The following is a 22,879-nucleotide window of genomic DNA, read 5'->3' on the forward strand; positions in this document are numbered from 1 at the left end:
TCCGGCTGTTCCTTTTGCTTTACATATAAAACATACTAACAACAATCACATCCGCCAATCTTAGCAACGTACTTTTGACACCTCGAAATCATTAGTGAAGTTTTTTCATTCCTTCTGATTTTAAGTTTTTAATCTTTTCTACCAGTTTTTCTGATACAGAACCAATCTTCTTTGTCGAAATCTTACACTGCTGCATAACCTTTCCAAGATTGTCCATATTTTCCTTTGTAACACGTCCGCTCTCTGCATTTTCCTGAGCAAATTGTGCAAGGTTTTCAACACCTTCTGCGATCACATTCTTATGCTCATCAAGATCAGATACCTCCCGATCTATCTCATCAATTGCAGAACCGACTCTCTTGATCTCGGAATTTAATGTACCGAAAACAGACTCTGTATCTTTAATCTTCTCATCCTGCTTTTCAAAAGCTTCGGATACTTTCTTGGTAATCTCTACACTTGTATTTGAATTTGCAATCAGACCGTTAACGATCTCGCTGATATGTTCTGTTGATTCTCTGGACTGGTCAGCCAGCTCACGAATCTGTTCTGCTACAACAGCAAAACCTTTTCCATTCTCACCTGCTCTGGCTGCTTCAATACTTGCATTCAGTGCAAGAAGATTTGTCTGATTGGAAATGCCGGCAATAATACCTGTCACCTTCTGGATCTCCTGTGCAGACTCGTTGGTACGTGTTGTCTGTGTGCCAACTTCTTCCATTGCATGTCCGCTTTCTTCACTGATATCTACAAGTTCTTTCATGATCTCGGATGCAGCATGATTGCAATCTAATACCGTATCTACACTTTGCTTTAATGATTCCACATTATTTAAGATATGATCCACACCCTCACTGATCTGCTCTGTCATCTTCTTGATATCACTTACTTTGTCTGCCTGGATCGATGTATTATCTGTGATTATTTCTACTGCACTATTGGTACTATCCGCTACTTCATTCATGTTTTCAAACATCTGTGCAAATTCACCGGAAACTTCCTCTAATTCTGAAGTTGCGATGCGGATCGCACTGATCGTTTCCGCAAATGTTTCAACATTGGACTGAATTTCTCTTGCTACTTTGCCAATCTCATCATCTCTTGAAGATAATTTTTCCATCTTTTTAGCAACCACCGAGTTTTTTCGGATTGTTTCTCCGGTGATGGCAGCCTGAAACGGAAGCAGTAAAACTTTAAAAATGTTGTATATAATAAAAAATGCGATTGCCGCAACAATTGCATTTAATACAAATGCAATTGCCGTCTTGATCACTCCATACTGAAGCAACTCATAAATGATTCCCTGTATGATCAGAAACGGAAGCACAACCGCTAAAATCCCACCGATCAGTTTCCCTTTGACATTATTATGTTTTTCCATAATTCTCCTCTTTTCTACGCATTTTGTGAATTTTGACAGTGCCAATGCGTAATGCTCTGTCTTTTGTGAATTATGCTTCTAATTGTTCTAATACTTTCATCAGAATTGCACATTCAATACGCTTTCTCTGAATCTTGCAAGACAGCTCATATGCTTTATGGATATCACCATTGAATACAAAGTTATTCGCATTGCATCCACCGCTGCAATAAAATCTTGCCCAGCATTCCTGACAGGCAGGCTTCGAATAAACATGACATCCTGCAAATTCCTTTTTGATATCATTGTTAAAGGTACCTTCTTCGATATTCCCCATTTTATATTCATCATGACCTACAAACTGATGACATGGATAAATATCTCCATCCGGTGTGATCGATACATATTCATTACCGCTTCCGCAGCCACGAAGTCTTTTGATCACGCATGGTCCCTGATCCAGATCGATCATGAAATGGAAGAAATTGATATGCTTTCCGCTTTTCCTGATCGCACCGATCCGGTCTACTAATTTATCATATTCCGCATAAATCTGATCCAGATCTTCTTCCGTAATGGCATAAGCTTCTTCCGGCGATTCAATAACCGGTTCAACGGAAATTTCGTCAAAACCGGCTTCATACAAATGCATAACATCTTCCGAGAAATCAAGATTATACTTTGTATACGTTCCTCTGACATAATATTCCTTGTCACCACGTCCATCTACTAACTTTTTAAATTTCGGAAGAATTCTGTCATAACATCCGCTTCCATCTACACGGACGCGCATACGGTCATTAACTTCTTTACGTCCATCGATTGAAAGAACAACATTATACATCTCTTTATTGATATAATCGATCGTATCATCATCAAGAAGCATACCATTTGTCGTAATGGTGAAACGGAAATTCTTATGATATTCCTCTTCTTTGCTTCTTGCATACTCAACGATCTGCTTAACAACATCAAAGTTCATCAATGGCTCTCCGCCAAAGAAATCAACTTCAAGATTTTCTCTTCCCACTGACTTTTCAAGCAGGAAATCTATCGCAGCTTTTCCAACCTCAAACGGCATCAGTTTACGTCCTTTTCCAAAGTCACCGGTCGATGCAAAACAATACTTACAGCGAAGATTACAGTCATGCGAAATATGCAAACACATTGCTTTGATCGGTGATTCTACAACTGTCTTAGAATAATCGCCGTAGACATCATCACTATATAACAATTTGTTATCGTACAATTCTAAAATATCCGCATATGCTTCCTTTATCTCTTCTTCTGTATAATTTTCTTTTAAAATATCCATAACATTTTTAGGACATTCTTTTTCAAATGGCGGTTCTGCATGATCTAACAGATCAAATGTAACATCATCGATCACATGCACTCCACCGCTATTGGTATCTAATAAAATACAAATATCTTTTGCTTTAAATTTATGAATCATTTTTACCTCATTTCTCTATCTGATCAAATTGCAAAATATACTTTGAACAGCCTGCACAACGAACCCACTATACAGGACAGACAATTTGGCAATTTAATCTATATTAGAATAGCTGTTATGAGCAACTCTCATAACAGCTATCGTATTCTTTTCGTATCATGCGATATGGTTCTTATGTTCCATATCTTAGAAAATAAAAAATGTCAAACCTAACCGGAATTATTTATTTTCCTCGTTTGCACACTTCTGGTTACCTACTGTACAAGATGTCTTACATGCTGACTGACATGATGCCTGACATTTTCCACAGCCACCTTTTTTTGCTGTTGCGCTTAAGTTTGCCTTATTGATTGTTTTGATATGTTTCATTTTAGTATCCTCCATACGTTTTATGTATTTGCGCATTAGTAATAACGCAGTTATTATTTTTAACAATAATCATACAAGAATATTGTATCACATTATAATTTTTTTTCAACCTTTTCTCCAAAAACTACCAACATATTTTTTCTGTTCTATCACATACTAGTATCAGATAAGAAATTTCTTATCCCGTCAATCAACGCGATATCAATCTTTTCGTGATTCGTCGAAAAGAATCAAATCGCTAAAAAAAGGAGGAAAAAATCATGACAAATAATCAGAGTTCAAGAATGGAAGTACCACAGGCAAAAGCAGCTATGGACAAGTTCAAAATGGAAGTTGCAAACGAGTTAGGTGTGCCTCTCAAACAGGGTTACAACGGTGACCTTACTTCCGCACAGAACGGTTCTGTCGGTGGTGAGATGGTTCGTCAGATGATCAAACGTCAGGAAGAAGAAATGTCAGGAAGATAGTTTTTCTTTTTGATCAATATCATCTCTGTTTCATAAGGATCTGACAAGTTCATTTTCTTATGAAACAACACAAAGAGAGGCGACATACTCTTTCGTATGCCACCTCTCTTTTTCTTATCCATGTTATCTGACTTTTTCTTATCATGTATGCAGATGAGTTATATTTAGGAGTTCATCATTCAAAAGCCATCTAAACATTTGATTATTTTAATGAAATATTTGATACGGTAGGAGTTGCTGTACCTGAACCAAGTTCTACATTCAGTGAGATCGTAGCTCCTGCAGCAAGATAGCTGTCCCATCCCGGATTGCTGATCGTGTAACTGTTTGTTCCTACATTTGTTAATGTACCACTCCAGCAGTTTTTGATCGAACGATCACAATCAAATGATACCGTCCATCCATCGGAAAACGTCTTACCTGTTGTATTTTTAATAGTGATTGTAGCAAGTCCGCCTGTTCCCCAGTCACCTGTTACTTTGATATCACCCTGTAAAGTTCCGGCATCCGGTGCTGTTGTCGGTGCCACTGTTGGTGCTACTGTTGGTGCAACTGTTGGCGCTACTGTCGGTGCCACTGTTGGTGCTACTGTTGGTGCAACTGTTGGTGCCACTGTTGGTGCTATTGTAGGCGCTACTGTTGGTGCTACTGTTGGTGCTGTTGTAGGCACTGTTGTCGGTGCTACTGTTGGTTTTGCTGTACGGTCTGAGATAGAAAGACTTACGATCTTACCACCATTCCATGTATACAGACAAATATATGAAACCGTTGATGACTTTTTAATCTTTAATGCGTCTTTTAACTCTGCTGCAGTACAAGTAGCAGTTACAACGTCTGTTGGATTACTTGCTGCATTATATGATGTGCCGGAATTCCAACCGCCATCTACGGAAGCTCCCCATGACATCACACCCCAGTTACCATGTGATGCATCTGTACAGGTATACTGTAATGTGATCACATCATCATCTGCTGCTTTTGTCAACCAGCTTGCATCCCATGTTTCGTATTTGTTTGTCTCATTGGTGCAAAGTACTTTTGAACCGGTTGCCGGTGCTGTTGTTGGCGCTACCGTTGGTTTTACTGTCGGTGCTACCGTTGGTTTTACTGTCGGTGCCGTTGTTGGTGCTACCGTTGGTTTTACTGTCGGTGCTACTGTAGGTGCTACCGTTGGTTTTACTGTCGGTGCCGTTGTTGGTGCTACCGTTGGTGCCACTGTTGGTTCTGTTGTTGGTGCCGTTGTTGCTTCTCCACCTGTAGAGCCACCTTTGATATCTGATACACTAAAGTTGATTGTTAATGTATTTTCTGTCTGATAAGATGCATTATTGAAATATGCAATATAATTCCAATTCTGTACCGTTACATCATTTACATGTGTATTTGCCCATACATTAATGAATGAAAAGTTAAAGATCGGATTAGAAAGTCCGTCTTCTGAACCTTTACTTAAGCTTGTATCATAAGTAAAAGTATCGTTCTTCATGCTGTATGTCTTGCCATTTAAAGTAAATGATTTTACTTTGATCTTAGCATAGTCAAATGCAGATGCATCTTCTTCTCCTACGCTGATATCACGGATATATAAAGAACCAATATTCTTTAACTGCTCCTCTGTTGCTTTTAATGAAACAGAATACTCTCCACCGGCTGATGTAATTTCTGCTACATCATCACTGATAACTGATTTCCAGCTTGAAGTTTCTAACAGATACATCTTTGCACGAATGCTTGTTGGTCTTGGAACCGTTACTTTACAAGTTGCTTTGTATCCGTTCGGAACGCTTGCTGTGATCGTGCAGGTTCCTGTAGAAACAGCACTAACCTGTCCCTTGGAATTAACTGTTGCTACATCTTCATCGCTTGATGTCCATGTAATCTTATCCTTGCTGTCTGCTGGTGTTAATGTAGCAGTAAGTGTCTGCTTTCCACCTCCAACTGCTAAGGTAAGTGATGTTTTGTCCAATGTAATTCCTGTTGCGGTTGCCTCTGAAGTATCACCATAGATCTCCATGATTCCATCAATGACAGACTGCTGTGTTACTTTATAGGTATAGCGATCAAAAAGTCCAAAGCCATATTCACCATTGTAACCATTATCCCAATATACAGGAATCAATCCATACATATCAGAATAGTAACAAACTTTTTGTGCAAATTCTTTTCTGTTGGCTGTGCTTGCCGAATCATAGTTTGATTTGTCAATCGAACCATATTCACCGATCACAACCGGATATCCTTTTGCAACAAATTTATCATGCATTTTCTTAAACTGGGATTTCATATAAGTCTCATCACCCCAGCTTGCTACTTTAGAACTGTTTGTAGCAGTATCACCCCACTGTGTTACTGCGCCGGATTCTGTTCCGCAGAATTCCCAAGGATCATAGTAATGAACAGAAACCATGATTCTCTTTTCACCTGATCCGATCTTGCTTGACAAATAATTATCTGTAGGAAGTTTAAATCCATAATCATCTGCTGTATAGTTAATATTTGTATTCCAGCCAGGGATCAATAACCATCTCATATCATTGTTTCCGCCTGTCTGACGAACGGTATCTACGAAAATCTGGTTGTATGCATTAATATTAGCATATGCACTTGAACTTGGATTTCCATAAGTTCCGTCAAACTCTTCATTCATTGACTCGAATACTAAATGCTCATCATAATCTTTAAATCTTGTTGCAATCTGTTTCCAGCATGCAGCGTATTTCTTCTTTATCGCTGTCTGGTCTGCGTTGCCGCAAAGCAGCCAGCCACCATCAATTGAAGTATATCCGTCTCCATGCATATTGACAATTGCATATAAGCCATTGTCTACACACATATCAACAACCTGCTGTACTCTGTCAAGCCAAGCGGAATCGATCGTATAATTGGAATCATTTCCAATCTTGCTCAAATATGATACAGGAATTCGAATAGACTTGAATCCGGCATCCTTTACAGCAAGGATCAGATCTTCTGTGATCGTCGGATTACCCCATTTTGTTTCTTCCGGTGTACCGCCAACAGCCGACTCCAACTGGTTACCCAGATTCCATCCAGCCCCCATTGCTGCTGTCATCCGGCTCTGGTTCAGGTTGTTAAATGAACCGCCTGCCGCTTTTACTGTCTTTGTGTTTGTTTGTGGACACGATGCAGAAGTAACTAACATCGCTGCAGTCAAAAGAACTGCTAAAACTTTTTTGCGTAATCGCATAAAATACCTTCTCCTTTCTTTGTGAAACCCAAAAAGAAAAAGATGCATTACGAATTTCATTATACTTGTCTGTATTTTTAACACCCCTATTAAAAATACAATGCATTCGTAATAACACCCCTGTATTTTAGATTTCTATATGTAAATGCTACTCTCTTATAGTAACATATTTGTCATAATTATCAAGTTTTTTTGTCTAAATCATGTAATTTTCGTCTATTTCCACAATTTATTCATATCTAATTTACAATTTCGAAACATTTTCTATCCATTTTGCACAATTTTTGATGCAGTTATGCTAATTTGTCTAATTATAAATCAAAGTGTGACAGCACCTTAGCATGTGTTTTAAAAAATACGTTTTTACCCCGGCTCTCAATAAAGAACGAAAAATGCACTCTTCCGGATTCTCCAAAAGAGTGCATTTTTTGTTTCATTTATTCACAGCCAGACAATTAGCTTACTATGTATCAGACAGATTAGAATTCTACAAACTTTCCTTCTGCTTTATCATTGATAACATAGTATGCTTTTCTTTCATCCGGATTAATATATACACGAAGTGTTTTGATTGAAGAAATGCGATGTCCTTCATTCTTATATGCTTCCTGAATACGGCCTACAAGTTCCTCTGATAAGATCTGTTCGCCGTTATATTCAAAATAAACTTCTGTTATTTTTTCAACCGGTTTTTTCGCTGCTTTCCTAGCTGTTGTCTTTTTCGCCGTTGTCTTTTTCGTTGTTTTAGCAGTTGCTTTTGTTTCTTTTGCTGTTGTCTTTGCTACCGGTTTTTCCGCTGCCTTCGCTACAGGTTTTGACTCTTTTGGCTGTACTTTTTTTTCTGTTTTTACTGTAGCTTTTACCGGCTCTGTCTTAACAGTTTCTGTCTTCTCTGCTACCGGTTTCACTTCTTCTTTTTTAACCGGCTGTACTGTTTCTTTTACAGTCTCCGCTGCTGTCTTTTCTTCTACCTTCTTTTCCTGTGCAACAACAGTTGTCTTTGCAAGATTTTTCTGTGTTCTTCTACTATTCTTTCCTCGACTCATAAATACTTCTCCTTTACCCTGAAATTATAAACTCTTTTTTATCTTCTACTGTTTTTTATGCTTTTTAAATACCCATGTTTTCTCTAAGCACTTTACAGTATTCATCATAAAAAGTTTATAGCTTGTTTCCATATTTTTCAAGGGCTTTTTCTATTTTTGTATGAATTGTATATTATATTTGTTTTTCTTCTTTTTTTTCATATAAATTGTCCTACAACAATCGACTTTTTTCTGACTTTTTTCGTAATAATTATCATTTCATCTTTGGTTTAAAGAACAATGATGCAATATAACCAAAAAGCAAAGCTGCACTTACACCAACCGCACAAGCAGTAAAACCGCCTTTAAAAAGTCCGATAAATCCCTCGCTGTCGATTGCTTCTTTCATCCCTTTAAATAATGTATTTCCGAAACCCAGTAATGGCACAGTCGCCCCTGCACCTGCCCATTTTGCAAATGGCTCATATACACCGATCGCACCTAACACTACTCCGGTACAGACCAAGATCACCATGATCCTTCCCGGCATCAGCTTCGTATTATCCATCAAAATCTGCACCAACGCACAGATCGCACCTCCGACTAAAAAAGCCCAAACATAATGCATTCTTCTTCCTCCTTCTTTCTTGGCTAACCACATCCCGCACTTTCTATATCCGCAGGATCCTTATCCTAAACGGCATCAAACATATCTGTAAATATTTGCAGGTTCTATTTTTTGTTTCCTTTTGAAATGACACGACGCTTAGTTAGGATATCTGATTTTTTAGCTTTTTTGCTTATTGGGCGCGGGTCATAACTATAGGGGCGACTCAGCCTGAGTAGCATTGTTGTCTGGGACACGCTCCCGCTTCGCAAAGCCACGTAGCGCACACATAGCACTTCAAAAAGCAAAGACGTTTTTTGAAGTGCAAGTGGCGACGGGCTTTGAGATTCCCAGACAGCAATGTACATCAGCCAGGCCTTGCCCCTATATCAGATGAGAGCGCCCATAATAAGAGCAAAAAAGCAAAAAATCTTAGATATCCTTAGTAAGCGAAACAGTGCTTCAAAAGGAAACAAAAATAGAATCGCAAAGAAAAGTATTACATTTTGATGCCGTTTAGGAGAAAGGATCTGCGTTATAAGTGTAGAGGGATGTGTTAGCAGCTTGTTAATATGACGGCATGTGCTGTGCCGGGCACGCTGTTGCCTTCGTTATAGCTGACTTGTGATAACAATGCTCCGGTCGGTACAAAAAGAATTCTGTGCCATTTCTTTTTTTCGAGCATTTTTAAAATGTAGCCTGTCAGCATGACCGCACTGCATCCACAGCCGCTTCCGCCTGCATGAACCTGTTGTTCTTCTCCATAAATTTCAATTCCGCAGTCCATGTATTGTTTACTGATATCAAAACCTTTTGCTTTGAGATAATCCAATACGATATCTTTTCCGACTTTTCCAAGATCACCGGTTATGATCTTGTCATAATAATCCGGTTTGACACCCAGATCATGCAGATTCTGTGCGATGACTTCTGCTGCTGCCGGTGCCATACATGCTCCCATATTCATACTGTCTTTTATGCCAAAATCAACTACTTTACCGGTTGTAATTCCTTCAATATGCACTTTTCCTTTTTCTTTTAATGCTTCTTTGGAATAATTTTGACCTATCTTATGCGATTCTTTTTCTTCCTCTAAAACAGACTTCGAAATAACAACCGCACCGCTTCCGGTCGCTGTCCATGTTGATGCTTTCGGACGTTGATTGCCATAGCCAAGTGGAAAACGAAATTGCTTTTCTGCACTTGCAAAATGACTTGATGTCAATGCAAGGACATGATCGGCAAAGCCACCCTCTACGATCATTGCGGCAATGCCCATGGATTCGCCCATTGTCGAACATGCTCCATAAACACCAAACAACGGAATTTGCAAAGAAAGCAGTCCAAAAGAAGATGCCATTAACTGTCCTAACAGATCTCCTGCTACAATGTAACGGATCTCTTTTTGTTGCAAACCGGCATGTTCTATTGCAAGCTTTGCTGCTTTTTCTTGAAATTTACCTTCGGCTTCTTCCCATGAATCTCCACCCATCTTTGGATCTTTTTCTATACAGTCAAACCATTCTCCGTAAGGTCCTTCTCCTTCTTTCTTTCCTACAACAGAAGCTGCCCCCTGAATAACCGGAGGGTGCAAAAAACGAATCGTTTGTTTGCCAACCTGTTTTTTTGCCATTGCCTTCTCCTTTCTATTGCAATCTGTTTGTGAGTTGTATTCTTTACTATCGTTAAGAAATCAACCATTTTTCCTATCTCACTTTGTAATTCTTTTTCTTTCCATTTTCATGTTTCTAACAGTATGGCTTATATTTCCTTTTTTATTCTTCAACATTTTTCTATCAGAATAACACATAAAAACCCCCTTTTTACCGAACATTCTTAATCCGAGCAAAAAGGGGGATTTTGCAAAACATATTACACTTTTTATTTTTCTTTTTAATACAACTCATCATCCGACATTGTCAATGATTCTTCATCGCCAAGATCTACTTTCTTTAACTTGCGACGATATAAGATATCATAAAATACCGGAACGATAAACAATGTCATCAAAGTTGCATACAGCAAGCCTCCGATCGTTACGATCGCCATTCCGCGGCTCATACCGGCTGTAGAATCTTTACTGAATGCCAATGTTGACATAGCAAGAATTGTTGTCAAAGCAGTCATCATAATCGGACGCATACGTGTCTTTCCGGTTTCGATCAATGCTTCTTTCTTTTCCCAGCCATTTAAGCGGAGTTTATTGACATAGTCCACAAAAACAATACCGTTATTTACAACGACACCCTCTAAGACCAAAAAGCCCATCAATGCCATTACGGATAATTGTTCTCCCGTGATCAAAAGTCCTAACAAACCACCAGTAAAAGCAAGCGGGATCGTGAATAGTACAATAAACGGAGATAGCAGACCTTGGAACTGTGCTACCATGACAAGATAGATCATCACAAAGGCAAGACCGATCATCAAAAGCATATTACTGACCATCTCGGTATTGGTCTCGCTTTCACCCTGAATCTTGACCTCATAGCCATCCGGTATATTGTATTTGTCTAATTTCTTTTGTAACTGACGGCTGAGCAATGTTGTGTTATATCCATCTTTGGTATCTGCTGTTACCTGTACATAATTCACAAGATTTTCGCGGTCGATAGAAGCAACACCTTTTGTCTCTTTAAAGCTTGCAAATTCTTTTAACTTATGTTTCTTCGTCTTTGTTTTTCCATTTGCATCAGTCGTTGTTGTCTCAAACTCATAATCCATAATATTGGATGTATTTAACTCTTCACGGTCATCAACAATCTTTACATTATAGCTGTCACTTCCAACCGTCAAAGTCGTAGAATCTTTTTCTGTCTTTAACTTATCTGCCAGTTCGCTATAAACCTGCGCTACGGTTAAACCAAGACGCATTGCTTTGTCTTTATCTACTTTGACAACCACTTCCTTATCTCCGGCTTCCTGTCCGTTTGACGGTTTTTCAAAACCTTTTACTTCTTTTGCCATCTTCATGACATCTTCACTGATCTTGATCAGCTTATCGCTGTCTTTACCATAAATATTCACCTGTAAACCGGAACCCATCAGGCTTGACATATCCATATTGGAATCCGATACTGAATAATCCTTGCACTTATTCTTTTTAAATACTGACTCCATCTTGGATGCGATCTTTTTATTGCTATTTGCATATTTTTCATCCAGAAGGATCATAAATGAATAGGTTTTATCGGAATTTGCACTACTCATGGCACCCGATGTACTTCCCTTCATCACACCAACGGTCTTAACACCTTTGATCTTTTGCATTTGTGTAGAAATCTTATCTGCTAATGCGTAATCCTCATCCTGCGTTGCTTCCGTATCCATTTTCAACGTTGCAGACATCTGTTCGCTTCCCATCTCCGGCATAAATACAATACCCATACGGGTCACCTGCCAGACAGCAAATACAAGTAAAGCCAACGCAGCTGCGATTGGAACGATCTTAAATCGAAGGAAGAAACGAAGTACTCTTTCATAGCCAACGATCATCGCATCAAACCATTTATGTTCTTTGCTCTTGGTATCCTTTAGTAAAGTTGCTCCCATGCTCGGAACTAATGTCAATGCAACAATCAGACTTGCACCCAGACTGTATACGATCGTCAGACACATATCCATCATTAGCTGGCGTGTCAGTCCCTCGGTAAAGACGATAGGTAAAAACACACATACCGTTGTTAATGTAGAAGAAAAGATCGCACCTGCCACCTGATTTGCACCCATAACAGCCGCTCTTGCCGCAGATACTCCTTTGTTTCGTAAACGATATATATTTTCAATCACGACGATTGAATTATCTACCAGCATACCGACACCAAGTGCCAGACCGGACAACGAGATCACATTTAATGTAATATTCGTAAAATACATCAAAATGATCGCAAACAGAACACTAAGCGGAATACTGAATGCGACTACAGCTGTCGGGCGCAGATCCCGTAAGAAGATGATCAATACTATGATTGCCAGCAATGCACCCCATAAAAGATTTGATAAAACAGAGTGGATGATCAGATCGATATATTCACCCTGATCCATCAGATTCGTAAAGCGAAGACCGCTGTATTTCTTTTCCAATTCTTTCATCTTAGCATTGCATTCTTTAGATACGGTAGATGTTCCGGCTGTACTTGCTTTTGATACATTCAAAAGGATCGCGTCATTTCCATTTACACGACCATAAGAATCCGACGAATCATCAATCTTTGTTACTTTTGCAACATCTTTCAGACGGATGTCACCAATACCGTCCAGTTTACAAAGAACCGTATCTTTCATTGCATCCATGCTGCTGTATTCATCACCGACTTTGATCAGATATTGTGTTCCGTCTTCACTGATATAACCGGCCGGCATCGAAAAGTTTTCTGCTTTCAGAATACCTGCTAATTTTTCCATTGTCAGGAGCTGATCCAGATTTGCCTTTTTCAATGCTTCCTTTTTTGATTTTTCATACGATTCTTTTCCTGATGCAAGCTCTTTTTCACTTGAAGCCAAAGAAGATTGTGCACTGTTGATCTGTGCATTAGCCGTACCAAAGGCTGCCGCAGCGGAAATCTTCCCCTGCTCCACTTCTTCGTATTTATCTTCTGCTGACTTAATAGACTTTTCTACCTGCTTTAATACCTTTTTGGCTACCGTGATCTCTGTCTTTAAGTTGCCAAGTGCCGTATCAATCTGAGGGATACGTACTTCCACAATATCATACAGAGATTTTAAATTCTTCTTTGTAAGCTGTTTAGCTGCTTTTTCCTGCCCCTGCTCTTTTAACAATGCCTGATATGCTTTTAATTTTGATGCATTGTCAATCGCATCTTTTACATCTTTTGGCAATGCATTTAACTGTTTTTTTGCCTGCTCTTTTGCTGTTTTTTCTGCCTGTTTTTCTGCTTGTGCTGTCAATGCAGATGCCTGCGTGCCAAGCTTTGCAACATATGTATTAACATTTGCTGCTGTAACCGTATCTGTGATACCCAGGCTTGCAGCCTGTGACTGTACGATTGCTGCTAATGTCTGCTGATAAGCAGAATCGTAAATTGCTTTATATGCTGCACCATCTTCTGCAAAACTGTCACGAACGGTCCGGATTCCCTGACTGATCGCCTGATAAGAAGATACGACTTTATTCTTTGTATAGGCTTTCTTTTCCATTTGCAATGCGCTCTGATTGGCTTTCAGACTGGTCAGTTCAGAAGATTGCGCCTGCTTGGTCGCGATCGCCTGATTCATTAATTTACTGTATTTTGCAAGTTCACCTGATGTTTTATCCTGCTTGCTTTCTAATTGACTCTTTTGCTCTTCTAATTTTGCTTTGCCATCATCGAGCTTTTTTTGCGCATCATCTAATTTTTTCTTTGCTTTTGCTAAGGATTTATTTGTCTTTTCTAATACTTTTTCATTAACATCATCAATCTTATCCTGATCTAAGCGAACTTCAACGGATTCGGTTACCATGCCGGATGTTCCGACACTTGCCACGCCATCCTGCCGTTCTAATTCAGGAATGATCTTTTCATCAATGAACCTGGATAATTCTGCACCGCTTTTTCCTTTGTAATCAACACTTGTCATCATCGTTGCCATCATATCCATAGAAATCTGCATGATCATAGGTTTTCCTGCATTTTCAGGGAGTTCTACCTGATTGACGGCAGAAGATACTTTGACCATCGCTGCATCCATATCGGTATCATCCTCAAATTGCAGTGACACAATACTGGAATTTTCGGAAGAGGTACTGGTCACTTTCTTGACACCATTAACTGTTCCGACAGAATTTTCCACCGCTTCACTGACTTCTGATTCTACTTTTTCAGGGGAAGCACCCGGATACGTTGTGATAACGATCATATATGGCATGTTCATATTCGGCATAAAGTCTGTTGTCATCTTTGTAAAGCTGACAAAACCTAAAACTAAAAGCATAACGACACCAACCAATACCACAAACGGCTTCTTTACACTAAATCTTGACATATCTTTTCCTTTCCTGCTGCATGAGCTTTTAATGCATACTTTTTTAATCCCTTTTGATCAAAAGTTTTTGCACTTTCATTTTTACGATACACATAAAAAAGGCAAAGGTCAATAATCCCTTTGCCGCTTTAAGGAAACAGAAAGGATATCTTAATCTTTCCTATCATCTAAGACTGTTTTTTCATATTGTCTTATCATTCTACAGGAAATACTTTCAAATCCTTCTAAACATCAATCAAAAAACCACGTTTCAAAGCGTTCTTTATCTTCAAAAAATCCGATCATCTCTCTTGTCAGGCTGATCCCGTCATCTGCTGCCGGGATCTTTCCTCTTTCATGCCATTCTGCCAAAGAAAGCTCGTTTGGATCAAGCGATATCTTGGCTTCTCCCTTAAGGCTCACAAAAAAGCCATATAAAATGTTACTGTCAATCCCCCATGGCTGGCTTTTATAATATTTCGGCTTTCCAATATGCAAGCCGACTTCTTCAAACACTTCTCTTGCAACGGTTTCTTCCGCTGTCTCACCGAATTCCGTAAAACCGGCAAGCAGAGCATATTTTTTATATTCTCTTCCGGCATATTTGGATAACAATAACCTGTCCCGATCGACAACACCTATGATCACAGCCGGAGCAATCTTGGGATAGATCATATTCCCACATCCGGGACAATATAACATTCGTTCTTTCTGACTATGAATTGTCGTTGTTGCACATCTTCCGCAAAAGCGGTTATCGCGATACCATCCTGCTAAATGCCATGCACTCATTACAGCAAAGCAGATTTCTTTCGAAATCAGCTGACGGATCGTAGAAAGTGCTTCATAACCATATCCCTCAACCTGTTCTTTTTCCTGCATATATTCTGCTTTTTTGATAAAATAACGGGTTTGATCGATTGAAAAAGCATATTGAAACTTTTCTTCCTTTTGCTCTTTTAACTCGCAAAAAGACGGAATGATCAATTCATTTTGATCATTTCGCTGTATCAAAACACTTCTTTCATCAAACAACACCACTTTATCTTTTGCTGTGATCGTGTCAAAACAGATCGGATTATAAAACTTCTTTGGTGCTATATCCTGTATCACAAAAATTCCTCTTTTCCTTGCTTATGTACTATCGAAAATCCAGCCGAAAGAAGCCGTTTAGAGAAGATGCCGAGAGTACATACTTATCTGTATATATATTCTGTTATTTTAAAATTGATACGCAATCTGAATATCATTTTCCTGAACGGTCACATCTGCGAGTACGCCATTGATCATCGGCATCATCGGAGGGATGTGTCCGATATCAAGATCCATGATGATCGGAACGTGATATTTACTTAAAACGCCTGTCACTGCATCGTATTGGTTCAATCCAAACAGTTCCTCACCAAAACATAACGGTCTTCCTACCAGAAAACCTTTTGCCTGTTCAAACCAGCCTGCATGATCAAGCTGCCAGAGTGTTCTTCGAATATCCATCACATTCAGGTCACAGGCTTCAAAATACCAGATAATTCCATCCTTTGCATATTTCTGATTAAATTCTTTTACTTTGTCATAACCGGTTCCGACTAATTTGCCAAGACAGTCCAGACAGCCGCCGAGTATCCTGCCACGCATTTTGCTGTCCTGATCCGGAACCTTGACTAAAATGCGATCCTGTGTCAGATAATAAGGTTCTAACGGATGTTCTTCATCTTTCTTTGATTCTTTTTCCCACTTCGGATATCCCGTAAAAATATGTTTCTTTCCTTCGAGAAGCAGCATCGCATCCTCGACAGAAGCATACCATGGTTCCATACCAAATGCCGGAGCACACGGTCCGTAAACAGATGCCGTATCACAAAGTGTAGTCAGCAAAAAAGTCATATTGGTATTATCAGAAAATCCCATATACCATTTTGGTTCTTCTGATGCAATCTGCTCAAACGCTACATGATCTAATACTTCACACATCAATTCACCGCCACCGCAGGATAAGATCACATCGACATCCTTTTTTGCAAAAAAATCATTCAATTCCGCCCCGCATAACTTTGGTTCATTGCTGATACCGATTCCTTTGCCTTCGTAACAATTCGGGCCGGACAAAAGCCGGTATCCTCTCTGCTTTAATATATCCTGTGCATGATCAAATGCACTTTTATAGGGTTCGATGTTGCATCCATAAGAAGGTGCAACAAAACCGATCGTTCCATTTTCTTTTAAAAACTCCGGTATTCTCATGCCTGTCCTCCTTTGTCAAATCCAAGCTGTTTCTTTGCTGCCCGCAGTCTGCGGTCAAATTCACGATAAAAATCATCATCACTATGTACTGCCTGCTTTTGCAATACAGGATATGGTGCCGCAAAAAACGTCTGTAAAAAGAACATATCCCAGCGTTTCAAAAGATCTTTGGGCATACGTTGAGCCAGAAGCTGAAAATCCCTAATAAAGTAATGCCAATCGGATACGAACTTCTCATATGCATCCAGATTCGATATACCAAGCCACTTTGTGATCTTGACCTTGGTTCGTCTTTCTTTATGGCACTCCTGCGTTTGTAAAATATAGACAAAGCTTTCCTTTTCATATAATCTTCCAAGCGGAAACAACCTGCAAAATCCCGGTCGGAATGCATGGATCAAGCACCTTCCTTCTTCATTTAAGAACGTGCATTTTTCTTCTTTTCCGCTCAGCTTCAAATGAGGAAGGATCATCCCCTGTTCGGAATGCAATTCGATCGAATTGCCGATCATGTCTTCAAAGCTTTGCTGCAAATTCTGTGATAACATATGAATATCCCATGGATCCAATACAATACTTTCTCCCATTCCCTGACAGCACGCACTACATCCATCACAGTCATTGCATCCTAAACGTACCATATCGTTTTTATGGTATTTTTTTCCATCTGTAATTTCTTCTAATGAAACATTTCTTTCCATTTTCGTACCTCGTTACTCAACCCATGATTGGATCAATGCAATCTCTTTTGCATAGCCGTCATCTTCATTTGGTGTCTCTAAAATAAATGGTTTGCCCTGTAATGCCGGATGGCAGGCGATCCGCTTCATGGCTTCTGCCCCGATCTCTCCCTGACCGATCTTTTGATGTCTGTCTTTATGTGCTCCTAACAGATTCATACTATCATTAAAATGAACCGCACAAAGGCGATCCAGACCGATCACACGATCAAACTCGGTCAACACACCATCCAGATCGTTGACAATATCATAACCGCCATCCCATGTATGACAGGTATCAAAACATACACCGACCTTCTCTGATAATACCACACGATCAATGATCTCACGGAGTTCTTCAAAGTTTCTGCCGACCTCGCTTCCTTTGCCTGCCATTGTTTCTAATAAAACGATCGTAGACTGCTCGGCTGTTAACGCTTCATTTAACGTTTCTGCGATCAATTCAATTCCTTTTTCCACTCCCTGTCCGACATGAGAACCCGGATGGAAATTATAATAATTTCCCGGAACATATTCCATTCTCTTCATATCATCAAAAAACATTTCTTTTGAAAAACGACGCACATCTTCTTTTGCCGCACAAAGATTCATTGTATAGGGTGCATGGGCAACTAATTTTCCAAAATTGTGTTCTTTTGCATATGTAAGGAACTTTTCAATATCCTTTTCATCGATTGCTTTTGCTTTTCCTCCTCTTGGATTTCTGGTAAAAAATGCAAATGTATTGCCTCCCAGTTCTACTTCTTTTCTTCCCATTGCAGCAAATCCTTTAGATGCTGATAAATGATTTCCAATATAAAACATATCCTTTTTCCTTCCTTACTCTTATAATAAAACCTGTTTACATAATTCTTCTAATGTATAGATATCTTCAAATAAAAATTCATCTTCAAGATATTCAATATTTACTTCCGAATGCTCTACTTCTTTTGCATAGATCCTTGTAAGATCTACCCGGTCTTCTTTGGTAAAAGTATTCTGCTTTTCTAAATAACGGCACAGACCCATATCCTGCACCAATAAAAAAGCGGCTACGATACACTGGGCTTTTCCCCAGAAATTATTATCATCCAGACAACGGATCAGAAACAAAAATGCATTGTATACGATCCAGTGTTCCTGTTCATATGCTCTTTTATTTTCTTGTAAATCATGCAGGAATATTTCTTTTTCTTCCAGATAAGACTTTTCTATATTTATAGAAGATTGATCTTTTTGAAAACAAACCTTTACTTTTCCAAAGTTTTCTTCCCATTCCCGATCAATACTTTCCATCCCGCCAAACGATTCCATTCTCTTTTGGTAATACGAAAAAGCTTCTTCTGTAGCTGCCATTCGATCTGCTTTCTTTTCGCTTTGAATCTGCTCGCAAAAAGCATCTGCTTTTTGACAGATTGCAAGATAGTCAATCTCAGGAATCGCATCATACGCTTCTTCGTTCATACAAGCTTGCACTTCTTTTGCATAAAATAGAAAAGTAACGATCCTCTGTTCTAACGGATACGTTCGATTCTGAAGAATAGAGATCGAATGATCTCTTGCATAGCGGACATTGTTTGCAATCAAAAGTTCCTCTTTACTTTCATCAAGGTCAATCTCTTCCTCTATCTGTTTTTCCCTGAAAGAAATCTTTTGGGCTGAACCAAATAACAAACGTCCTGCCTCGGCACAGCTTGGGCTCAGCGAAATCTCTCTTGTATGATCATATTCAAAAAAATTTCTTGGCGTATTCGCACAGACATCACAGATCGCATCTTCACCAAGTGTCAGGATCATCTCGCAAAGATTGTCCTGATTCAAAAAAGGACAACGTCTGTCTTCCTTTAAAACGAATCCATGACTTTCATATACGTCTTCATCATCGGTTTCATATTCTCTGATATTTGCCCGTATTTTTTCTCCGAATTCTCCCGGAATCTGCATATATTTTTGATAGCTTTCATCATCAATATCAATTTCCCATCCGGCACAACAGGTATCTTCACACGCTCCTGCAATACAGGCAAATTGTTCATAATATTTAGGATATCGTAATGTTATCATATCGCTTTTCTCTTTTCTTTCGTTACTACGGATCTTTTTTCAAATCTTACCATATCATTCTGTCAAGTACAAGCTTACATATGCATGATCCAATAGATCAAGCCAACAAACCACGAGCTTACAATGCCATATAAAATAACCGGCCCCGCAATCGTAAAAATCTTACAGCCAACGCCAAAAACTTCACCTTCTGTCTGAAACTCAATTGCCGGGGACACAACAGAATTCGCAAAACCCGTGATCGGCACGATACTTCCTGCACCGCCAAACTGTGCCAGCTTTTGATAAATATTAAGTCCTGTCAGAATTATACTGATCGCGATCAAAGTGATCGTTCCGTATAAAGCCGCCAACTCTTTTTCGTTTCCCAGATATTCATAAAAAGAATTCAAGCCCTCTCCGAGCGTACAGATCAGACCACCGACCAAAAAAGCTTTTGCACAATTTGCAAAACAGTTACTTTTGGGTGTCATATTCTCCACATATTGATTATATGCTTCGTTCCTTTTCTTCTGATCTTTGATCGCTAAGATTTCTTCCATCGAAGGTTTTGTACTATCTTTTTCATTCATAACCATATACCGCACGCATCCGCACATTTTAGCGAATGCCATGCTCTCCTTTCTGCATTTCATTGACTGCCAGACCTTTACCACCACACACCACCATTTCCTGAACCATCCTCACAAAAACACTCTTCAACTTCATTGCGTCATATCAGTAGTTTTTTTATTTGTGTTTCTATTTCTTTTGCATTTTGAAGCACTGTTTCGCCTGATAAGAATTTCTAAGATTTTTAGTTTTTTGCCCTGATTATGGGCGCTCTCATCTGATATAGGGGCAAGGCCAGTTCTGATGTACATTGCTGTTGGGGCTCTCTAAGCCCGTCGCCACTTGCACTTCAAAAAACGACTTTCCTTTTGAAGTGCTACGTGTGCGCTACGTGGCTTTGCGAAGCGGGAGCGTGCCCTACACAGCAATGCTACTCAGGCTGAGTCGCCCCTATAGTTATGACCCGCGCCCAATCAGCAAAAAACTAAAAAAATCCAGAAATTCTAATCAGCCGTCGTGTCTATTCAAAATGCAAAAAAGAAATAGAAACACAATTCAAAATTTAACGATATGACGCATTGAAATACTCTTATTTTGTGAGGATGATGATGCAATACGGTGATGTGTTTTGTAAAGATCTGTGCTGTTTATTTTCCGGTGAAGATGAGCTGGTAGAAGCTTCCCAGTGCTTTTCCTAAGGCAAGGGAAAAGATCAGTATCGGAAGACCATGTACCAGTTTCAAACGATGGCACAGGATCGGAATTACTTTTAAAGTCTCCGCCAATGCCATGATCAACGCCCCGGTAAAAATCCCCGAAAAGAAACCGATCACCATACCGCCGATATATCCAATGGGCAAGGGCAGCTGAAAGACAGATACTATCGTTCCTGCGATTCCACCATATGCGATCATATTTTCCAAAGAATACAGATACTTAGCAAGTCCCATCCTCCCGGCAAGTCTTGGCAGTATTCCAAGAATTGAAATAAAGGCAAATACGCCTCCTGCCACACCAACGCCTCCTGCAAAACCAACAACAGCAACGCAGATATTTGCAAACCATTCCATATGCTTTTCCTCCTGCTATTTTTTTGTTTCGTTTTCGCGGTCAGCATTCTTTATGATCGCTTTATTCATCTCTTCCTCATAGTTTCGCATTTCAATATGGATCGGTGTCGGATCATTTTTTAGCTTACTTCCTTTAAAATGATTGTAAAACCCCAGAATGCCGACAAAGATCCCAATACTATAGGCAGTTTCCATGATCGCACTATCCTTTTTATGTCCTAAGATCAGACGGTACAGATTATCAAAAACATCTCCCACACTGACATCGGTATTAAATGTCATGATCGTAAATGCAGATCCGAGAAAAACAATCAAAGATACCAAGATTAATTTGCACCTTTCCATTACTTTTTGGTCAGCTTTTGGCATTTTATATTCCAGAATAAAATCACTCTCTCCGATCGATTCAATCTGTATTCCCGGACATTCTTTTTGTACCTGTCTGATAATCTTCATCACCGAGAATACGATCTTCTCATTTTTATCCCCTTTGACCGTATACAGGATCATATCACCGATACGCTTTGCAAGACAGTCCTCTTCACAATAGATTTCTGCGACATCCTTTAAATAAATTTTTCGATTCACCACCTGTACTTCCTGCGGCAGTTTCAAGTATACAACGTCCATATCTTTCCTCCATCTTTACGATCTTTCCATTTGAATATCTCTTCGGGTCATTTTGTGCTTCTTTCAAAAAACACATAGCTACTAATGTTAATATTCCAAGCACAACAATAAGACATACCTGTTTCTTTTTCGTGATCTGCATCATTTCTCCTTTCTAGTGCAACCTCTGCGCTCCTTTTAAAATTCAAGCAGCTTGTATTACTTTTGATACGATTTACAAACAAGTATGTCTTTTTTTTATTTTTTTATTCTTTTATTCCTTTTTCATTAGGATAACAGTATGAAATATCTCCCATATGCATGAAAAACTACTGCCTCTTATATGCTTTTACACTAACTACCATTTGTTTTATAATTGTGCTTTTTTTCGCATCTGTGTGAGTATCTTTTTTTCCATCCGGCTGACCTGTACCTGGCTGATCCCTAACTGCTTTGCAACCTGCATCTGTGTCATATCATGAAAATAGCGATATTCGATCAATTTGCGGGATGTTGCATCAAGTTCTTTAAGCAGTTGTTCTAACAGCATATGGTTTAACAATTCTTCTTTTTCGTAATCTGCACTAACTCCGTTTTCTCCGATTGTATTTTGCGAGGAAACATTATTTCCGGCATATCCTAAGCTTGTTGTCTTATCAAAAACAACCTGATCTGCCATCGTAACCGCTCTTCCTTCCGACTCAAAGATCGTCCGGTAGATCGAATCTACTTCCGTATTTGCTTCTAAGGCAAGAACTATCTCCTCACGCGATAATTCTGTTGCTGCGGCTACTTCTTCAAGCGTTGCATTTCTGCCATTCTCCTGACTGATCTTTTCTGCCGTCCTTCGGACTTTATAGCTTTGTTCTTTTAATGTCCTGCTGACTTTGATCATGCCATCATCCCTTAGAAAACGTTTGATTTCCCCTGTTATCATTGGTACTGCATAGGTTGAAAATTTCACTTGAAACTGTACATCAAAGCGGTCAATCGCCTTGATCAGACCGATACATCCAATCTGAAAGATGTCTTCCTGGTCATATCCACGTCCTGCAAATCGTTTGACAATACTCCATACCAGCCCGACATTTTCCTCTACTATCTGATTTCTAGACTGCCTGTCCCCTTTTTGTGCCTTTTGTAAAAGTTCCATTATCTCCATAATGCTGCC

General features: G+C 39.3%; 19 protein-coding genes. 1 reads left to right on the forward strand and 18 read right to left on the reverse strand.

The window, feature by feature from the left end:
- Positions 1 to 91: 91 nt before the first annotated feature.
- From H8700_RS00895 to scfA, 3 genes are all read right to left on the reverse strand, one after another.
- The gene (locus H8700_RS00895) at positions 92 to 1,381 is read right to left on the reverse strand and encodes a methyl-accepting chemotaxis protein (RefSeq protein WP_249302307.1); all 1,290 of its coding nucleotides are present in this window, start codon (positions 1,379 to 1,381) and stop codon (positions 92 to 94) included.
- A 70-nt stretch (positions 1,382 to 1,451) separates the two neighbouring features.
- Entirely contained in the window at positions 1,452 to 2,816 is a 1,365-nt protein-coding gene (scfB, locus tag H8700_RS00900) for a thioether cross-link-forming SCIFF peptide maturase (RefSeq protein ID WP_249302308.1), read from the reverse strand.
- A 219-nt stretch (positions 2,817 to 3,035) separates the two neighbouring features.
- Positions 3,036 to 3,185: a six-cysteine ranthipeptide SCIFF gene (gene scfA, locus H8700_RS00905; RefSeq protein ID WP_022141390.1), complete on the reverse strand. Its 150-nt coding sequence runs from the start codon at positions 3,183 to 3,185 to the stop codon at positions 3,036 to 3,038.
- A gap of 260 nt (positions 3,186 to 3,445) precedes the next feature.
- Between scfA and H8700_RS00910 the strand changes: the two genes are divergently transcribed.
- Positions 3,446 to 3,652, forward strand: a complete 207-nt coding sequence (locus H8700_RS00910; RefSeq protein WP_022141391.1) for an alpha/beta-type small acid-soluble spore protein — start codon at positions 3,446 to 3,448, stop codon at positions 3,650 to 3,652.
- Positions 3,653 to 3,854: 202 nt separating this feature from the next.
- Here H8700_RS00910 and H8700_RS00915 read toward each other — a convergent pair whose 3' ends face one another.
- The 15 genes from H8700_RS00915 to H8700_RS00980 form a co-directional block, all read right to left on the reverse strand.
- Positions 3,855 to 6,815 (reverse strand): cellulase family glycosylhydrolase, encoded by a 2,961-nt coding sequence (locus H8700_RS00915; RefSeq protein ID WP_408610839.1) that lies wholly within the window; start codon positions 6,813 to 6,815, stop codon positions 3,855 to 3,857.
- A complete protein-coding gene (locus tag H8700_RS12515) occupies positions 6,745 to 6,966 on the reverse strand; it encodes a peptidoglycan amidohydrolase family protein (RefSeq protein ID WP_408610837.1) in 222 nt (73 codons plus the stop codon). The genes H8700_RS00915 and H8700_RS12515 overlap by 71 nt, the downstream gene beginning before the upstream one ends.
- A gap of 373 nt (positions 6,967 to 7,339) precedes the next feature.
- Positions 7,340 to 7,906 (reverse strand): DUF6465 family protein, encoded by a 567-nt coding sequence (locus H8700_RS00920; protein WP_249302311.1) that lies wholly within the window; start codon positions 7,904 to 7,906, stop codon positions 7,340 to 7,342.
- Positions 7,907 to 8,159: 253 nt separating this feature from the next.
- On the reverse strand, positions 8,160 to 8,513 hold the full coding sequence (gene spoVAE / locus H8700_RS00925; protein WP_249302312.1) for a stage V sporulation protein AE: 354 nt from the start codon (positions 8,511 to 8,513) through the stop codon (positions 8,160 to 8,162).
- A gap of 535 nt (positions 8,514 to 9,048) precedes the next feature.
- On the reverse strand, positions 9,049 to 10,125 hold the full coding sequence (locus H8700_RS00930) for a stage V sporulation protein AD (protein ID WP_249302318.1): 1,077 nt from the start codon (positions 10,123 to 10,125) through the stop codon (positions 9,049 to 9,051).
- Between the two features lie 260 nt (positions 10,126 to 10,385).
- The gene (locus tag H8700_RS00935) at positions 10,386 to 14,474 is read right to left on the reverse strand and encodes an efflux RND transporter permease subunit (protein ID WP_249302321.1); all 4,089 of its coding nucleotides are present in this window, start codon (positions 14,472 to 14,474) and stop codon (positions 10,386 to 10,388) included.
- A gap of 231 nt (positions 14,475 to 14,705) precedes the next feature.
- Positions 14,706 to 15,566, reverse strand: coding sequence for an NAD(+) diphosphatase (locus H8700_RS12265; protein WP_249302324.1), 861 nt, complete (start codon positions 15,564 to 15,566; stop codon positions 14,706 to 14,708).
- A gap of 108 nt (positions 15,567 to 15,674) precedes the next feature.
- Positions 15,675 to 16,694 (reverse strand): S66 family peptidase, encoded by a 1,020-nt coding sequence (locus H8700_RS00945; protein ID WP_249302326.1) that lies wholly within the window; start codon positions 16,692 to 16,694, stop codon positions 15,675 to 15,677.
- Positions 16,691 to 17,395, reverse strand: a complete 705-nt coding sequence (locus H8700_RS00950; RefSeq protein ID WP_249302328.1) for a YkgJ family cysteine cluster protein — start codon at positions 17,393 to 17,395, stop codon at positions 16,691 to 16,693. Before H8700_RS00950 ends, H8700_RS00945 begins: the two co-directional genes overlap by 4 nt.
- Positions 17,396 to 17,407: 12 nt before the next feature.
- On the reverse strand, positions 17,408 to 18,238 hold the full coding sequence (locus tag H8700_RS00955) for a deoxyribonuclease IV (protein ID WP_249302330.1): 831 nt from the start codon (positions 18,236 to 18,238) through the stop codon (positions 17,408 to 17,410).
- Positions 18,239 to 18,259: 21 nt separating this feature from the next.
- Positions 18,260 to 19,477, reverse strand: coding sequence for a flagellin lysine-N-methylase (gene fliB / locus H8700_RS00960; RefSeq protein ID WP_249302332.1), 1,218 nt, complete (start codon positions 19,475 to 19,477; stop codon positions 18,260 to 18,262).
- A gap of 74 nt (positions 19,478 to 19,551) precedes the next feature.
- A complete protein-coding gene (gene spoVAC, locus H8700_RS00965) occupies positions 19,552 to 20,019 on the reverse strand; it encodes a stage V sporulation protein AC (RefSeq protein WP_249302452.1) in 468 nt (155 codons plus the stop codon).
- A gap of 657 nt (positions 20,020 to 20,676) precedes the next feature.
- Positions 20,677 to 21,099, reverse strand: coding sequence for a stage V sporulation protein AB (locus H8700_RS00970; protein ID WP_249302333.1), 423 nt, complete (start codon positions 21,097 to 21,099; stop codon positions 20,677 to 20,679).
- A gap of 15 nt (positions 21,100 to 21,114) precedes the next feature.
- Complete coding sequence (locus H8700_RS00975; protein ID WP_249302334.1) at positions 21,115 to 21,729, reverse strand: stage V sporulation protein AA; 615 nt, start codon at positions 21,727 to 21,729, stop codon at positions 21,115 to 21,117.
- Between the two features lie 349 nt (positions 21,730 to 22,078).
- Positions 22,079 to 22,870 carry a sigma-70 family RNA polymerase sigma factor gene (locus tag H8700_RS00980; protein WP_283242144.1) on the reverse strand — a complete coding sequence of 264 codons (792 nt, stop codon included), beginning with the start codon at positions 22,868 to 22,870 and terminating at the stop codon, positions 22,079 to 22,081.
- Positions 22,871 to 22,879: the final 9 nt, after the last annotated feature.

The sequence above is a fragment of the Jutongia hominis genome (assembly GCF_014384965.1).
Lineage (GTDB): Bacteria > Bacillota > Clostridia > Lachnospirales > Lachnospiraceae > Butyribacter > Butyribacter hominis.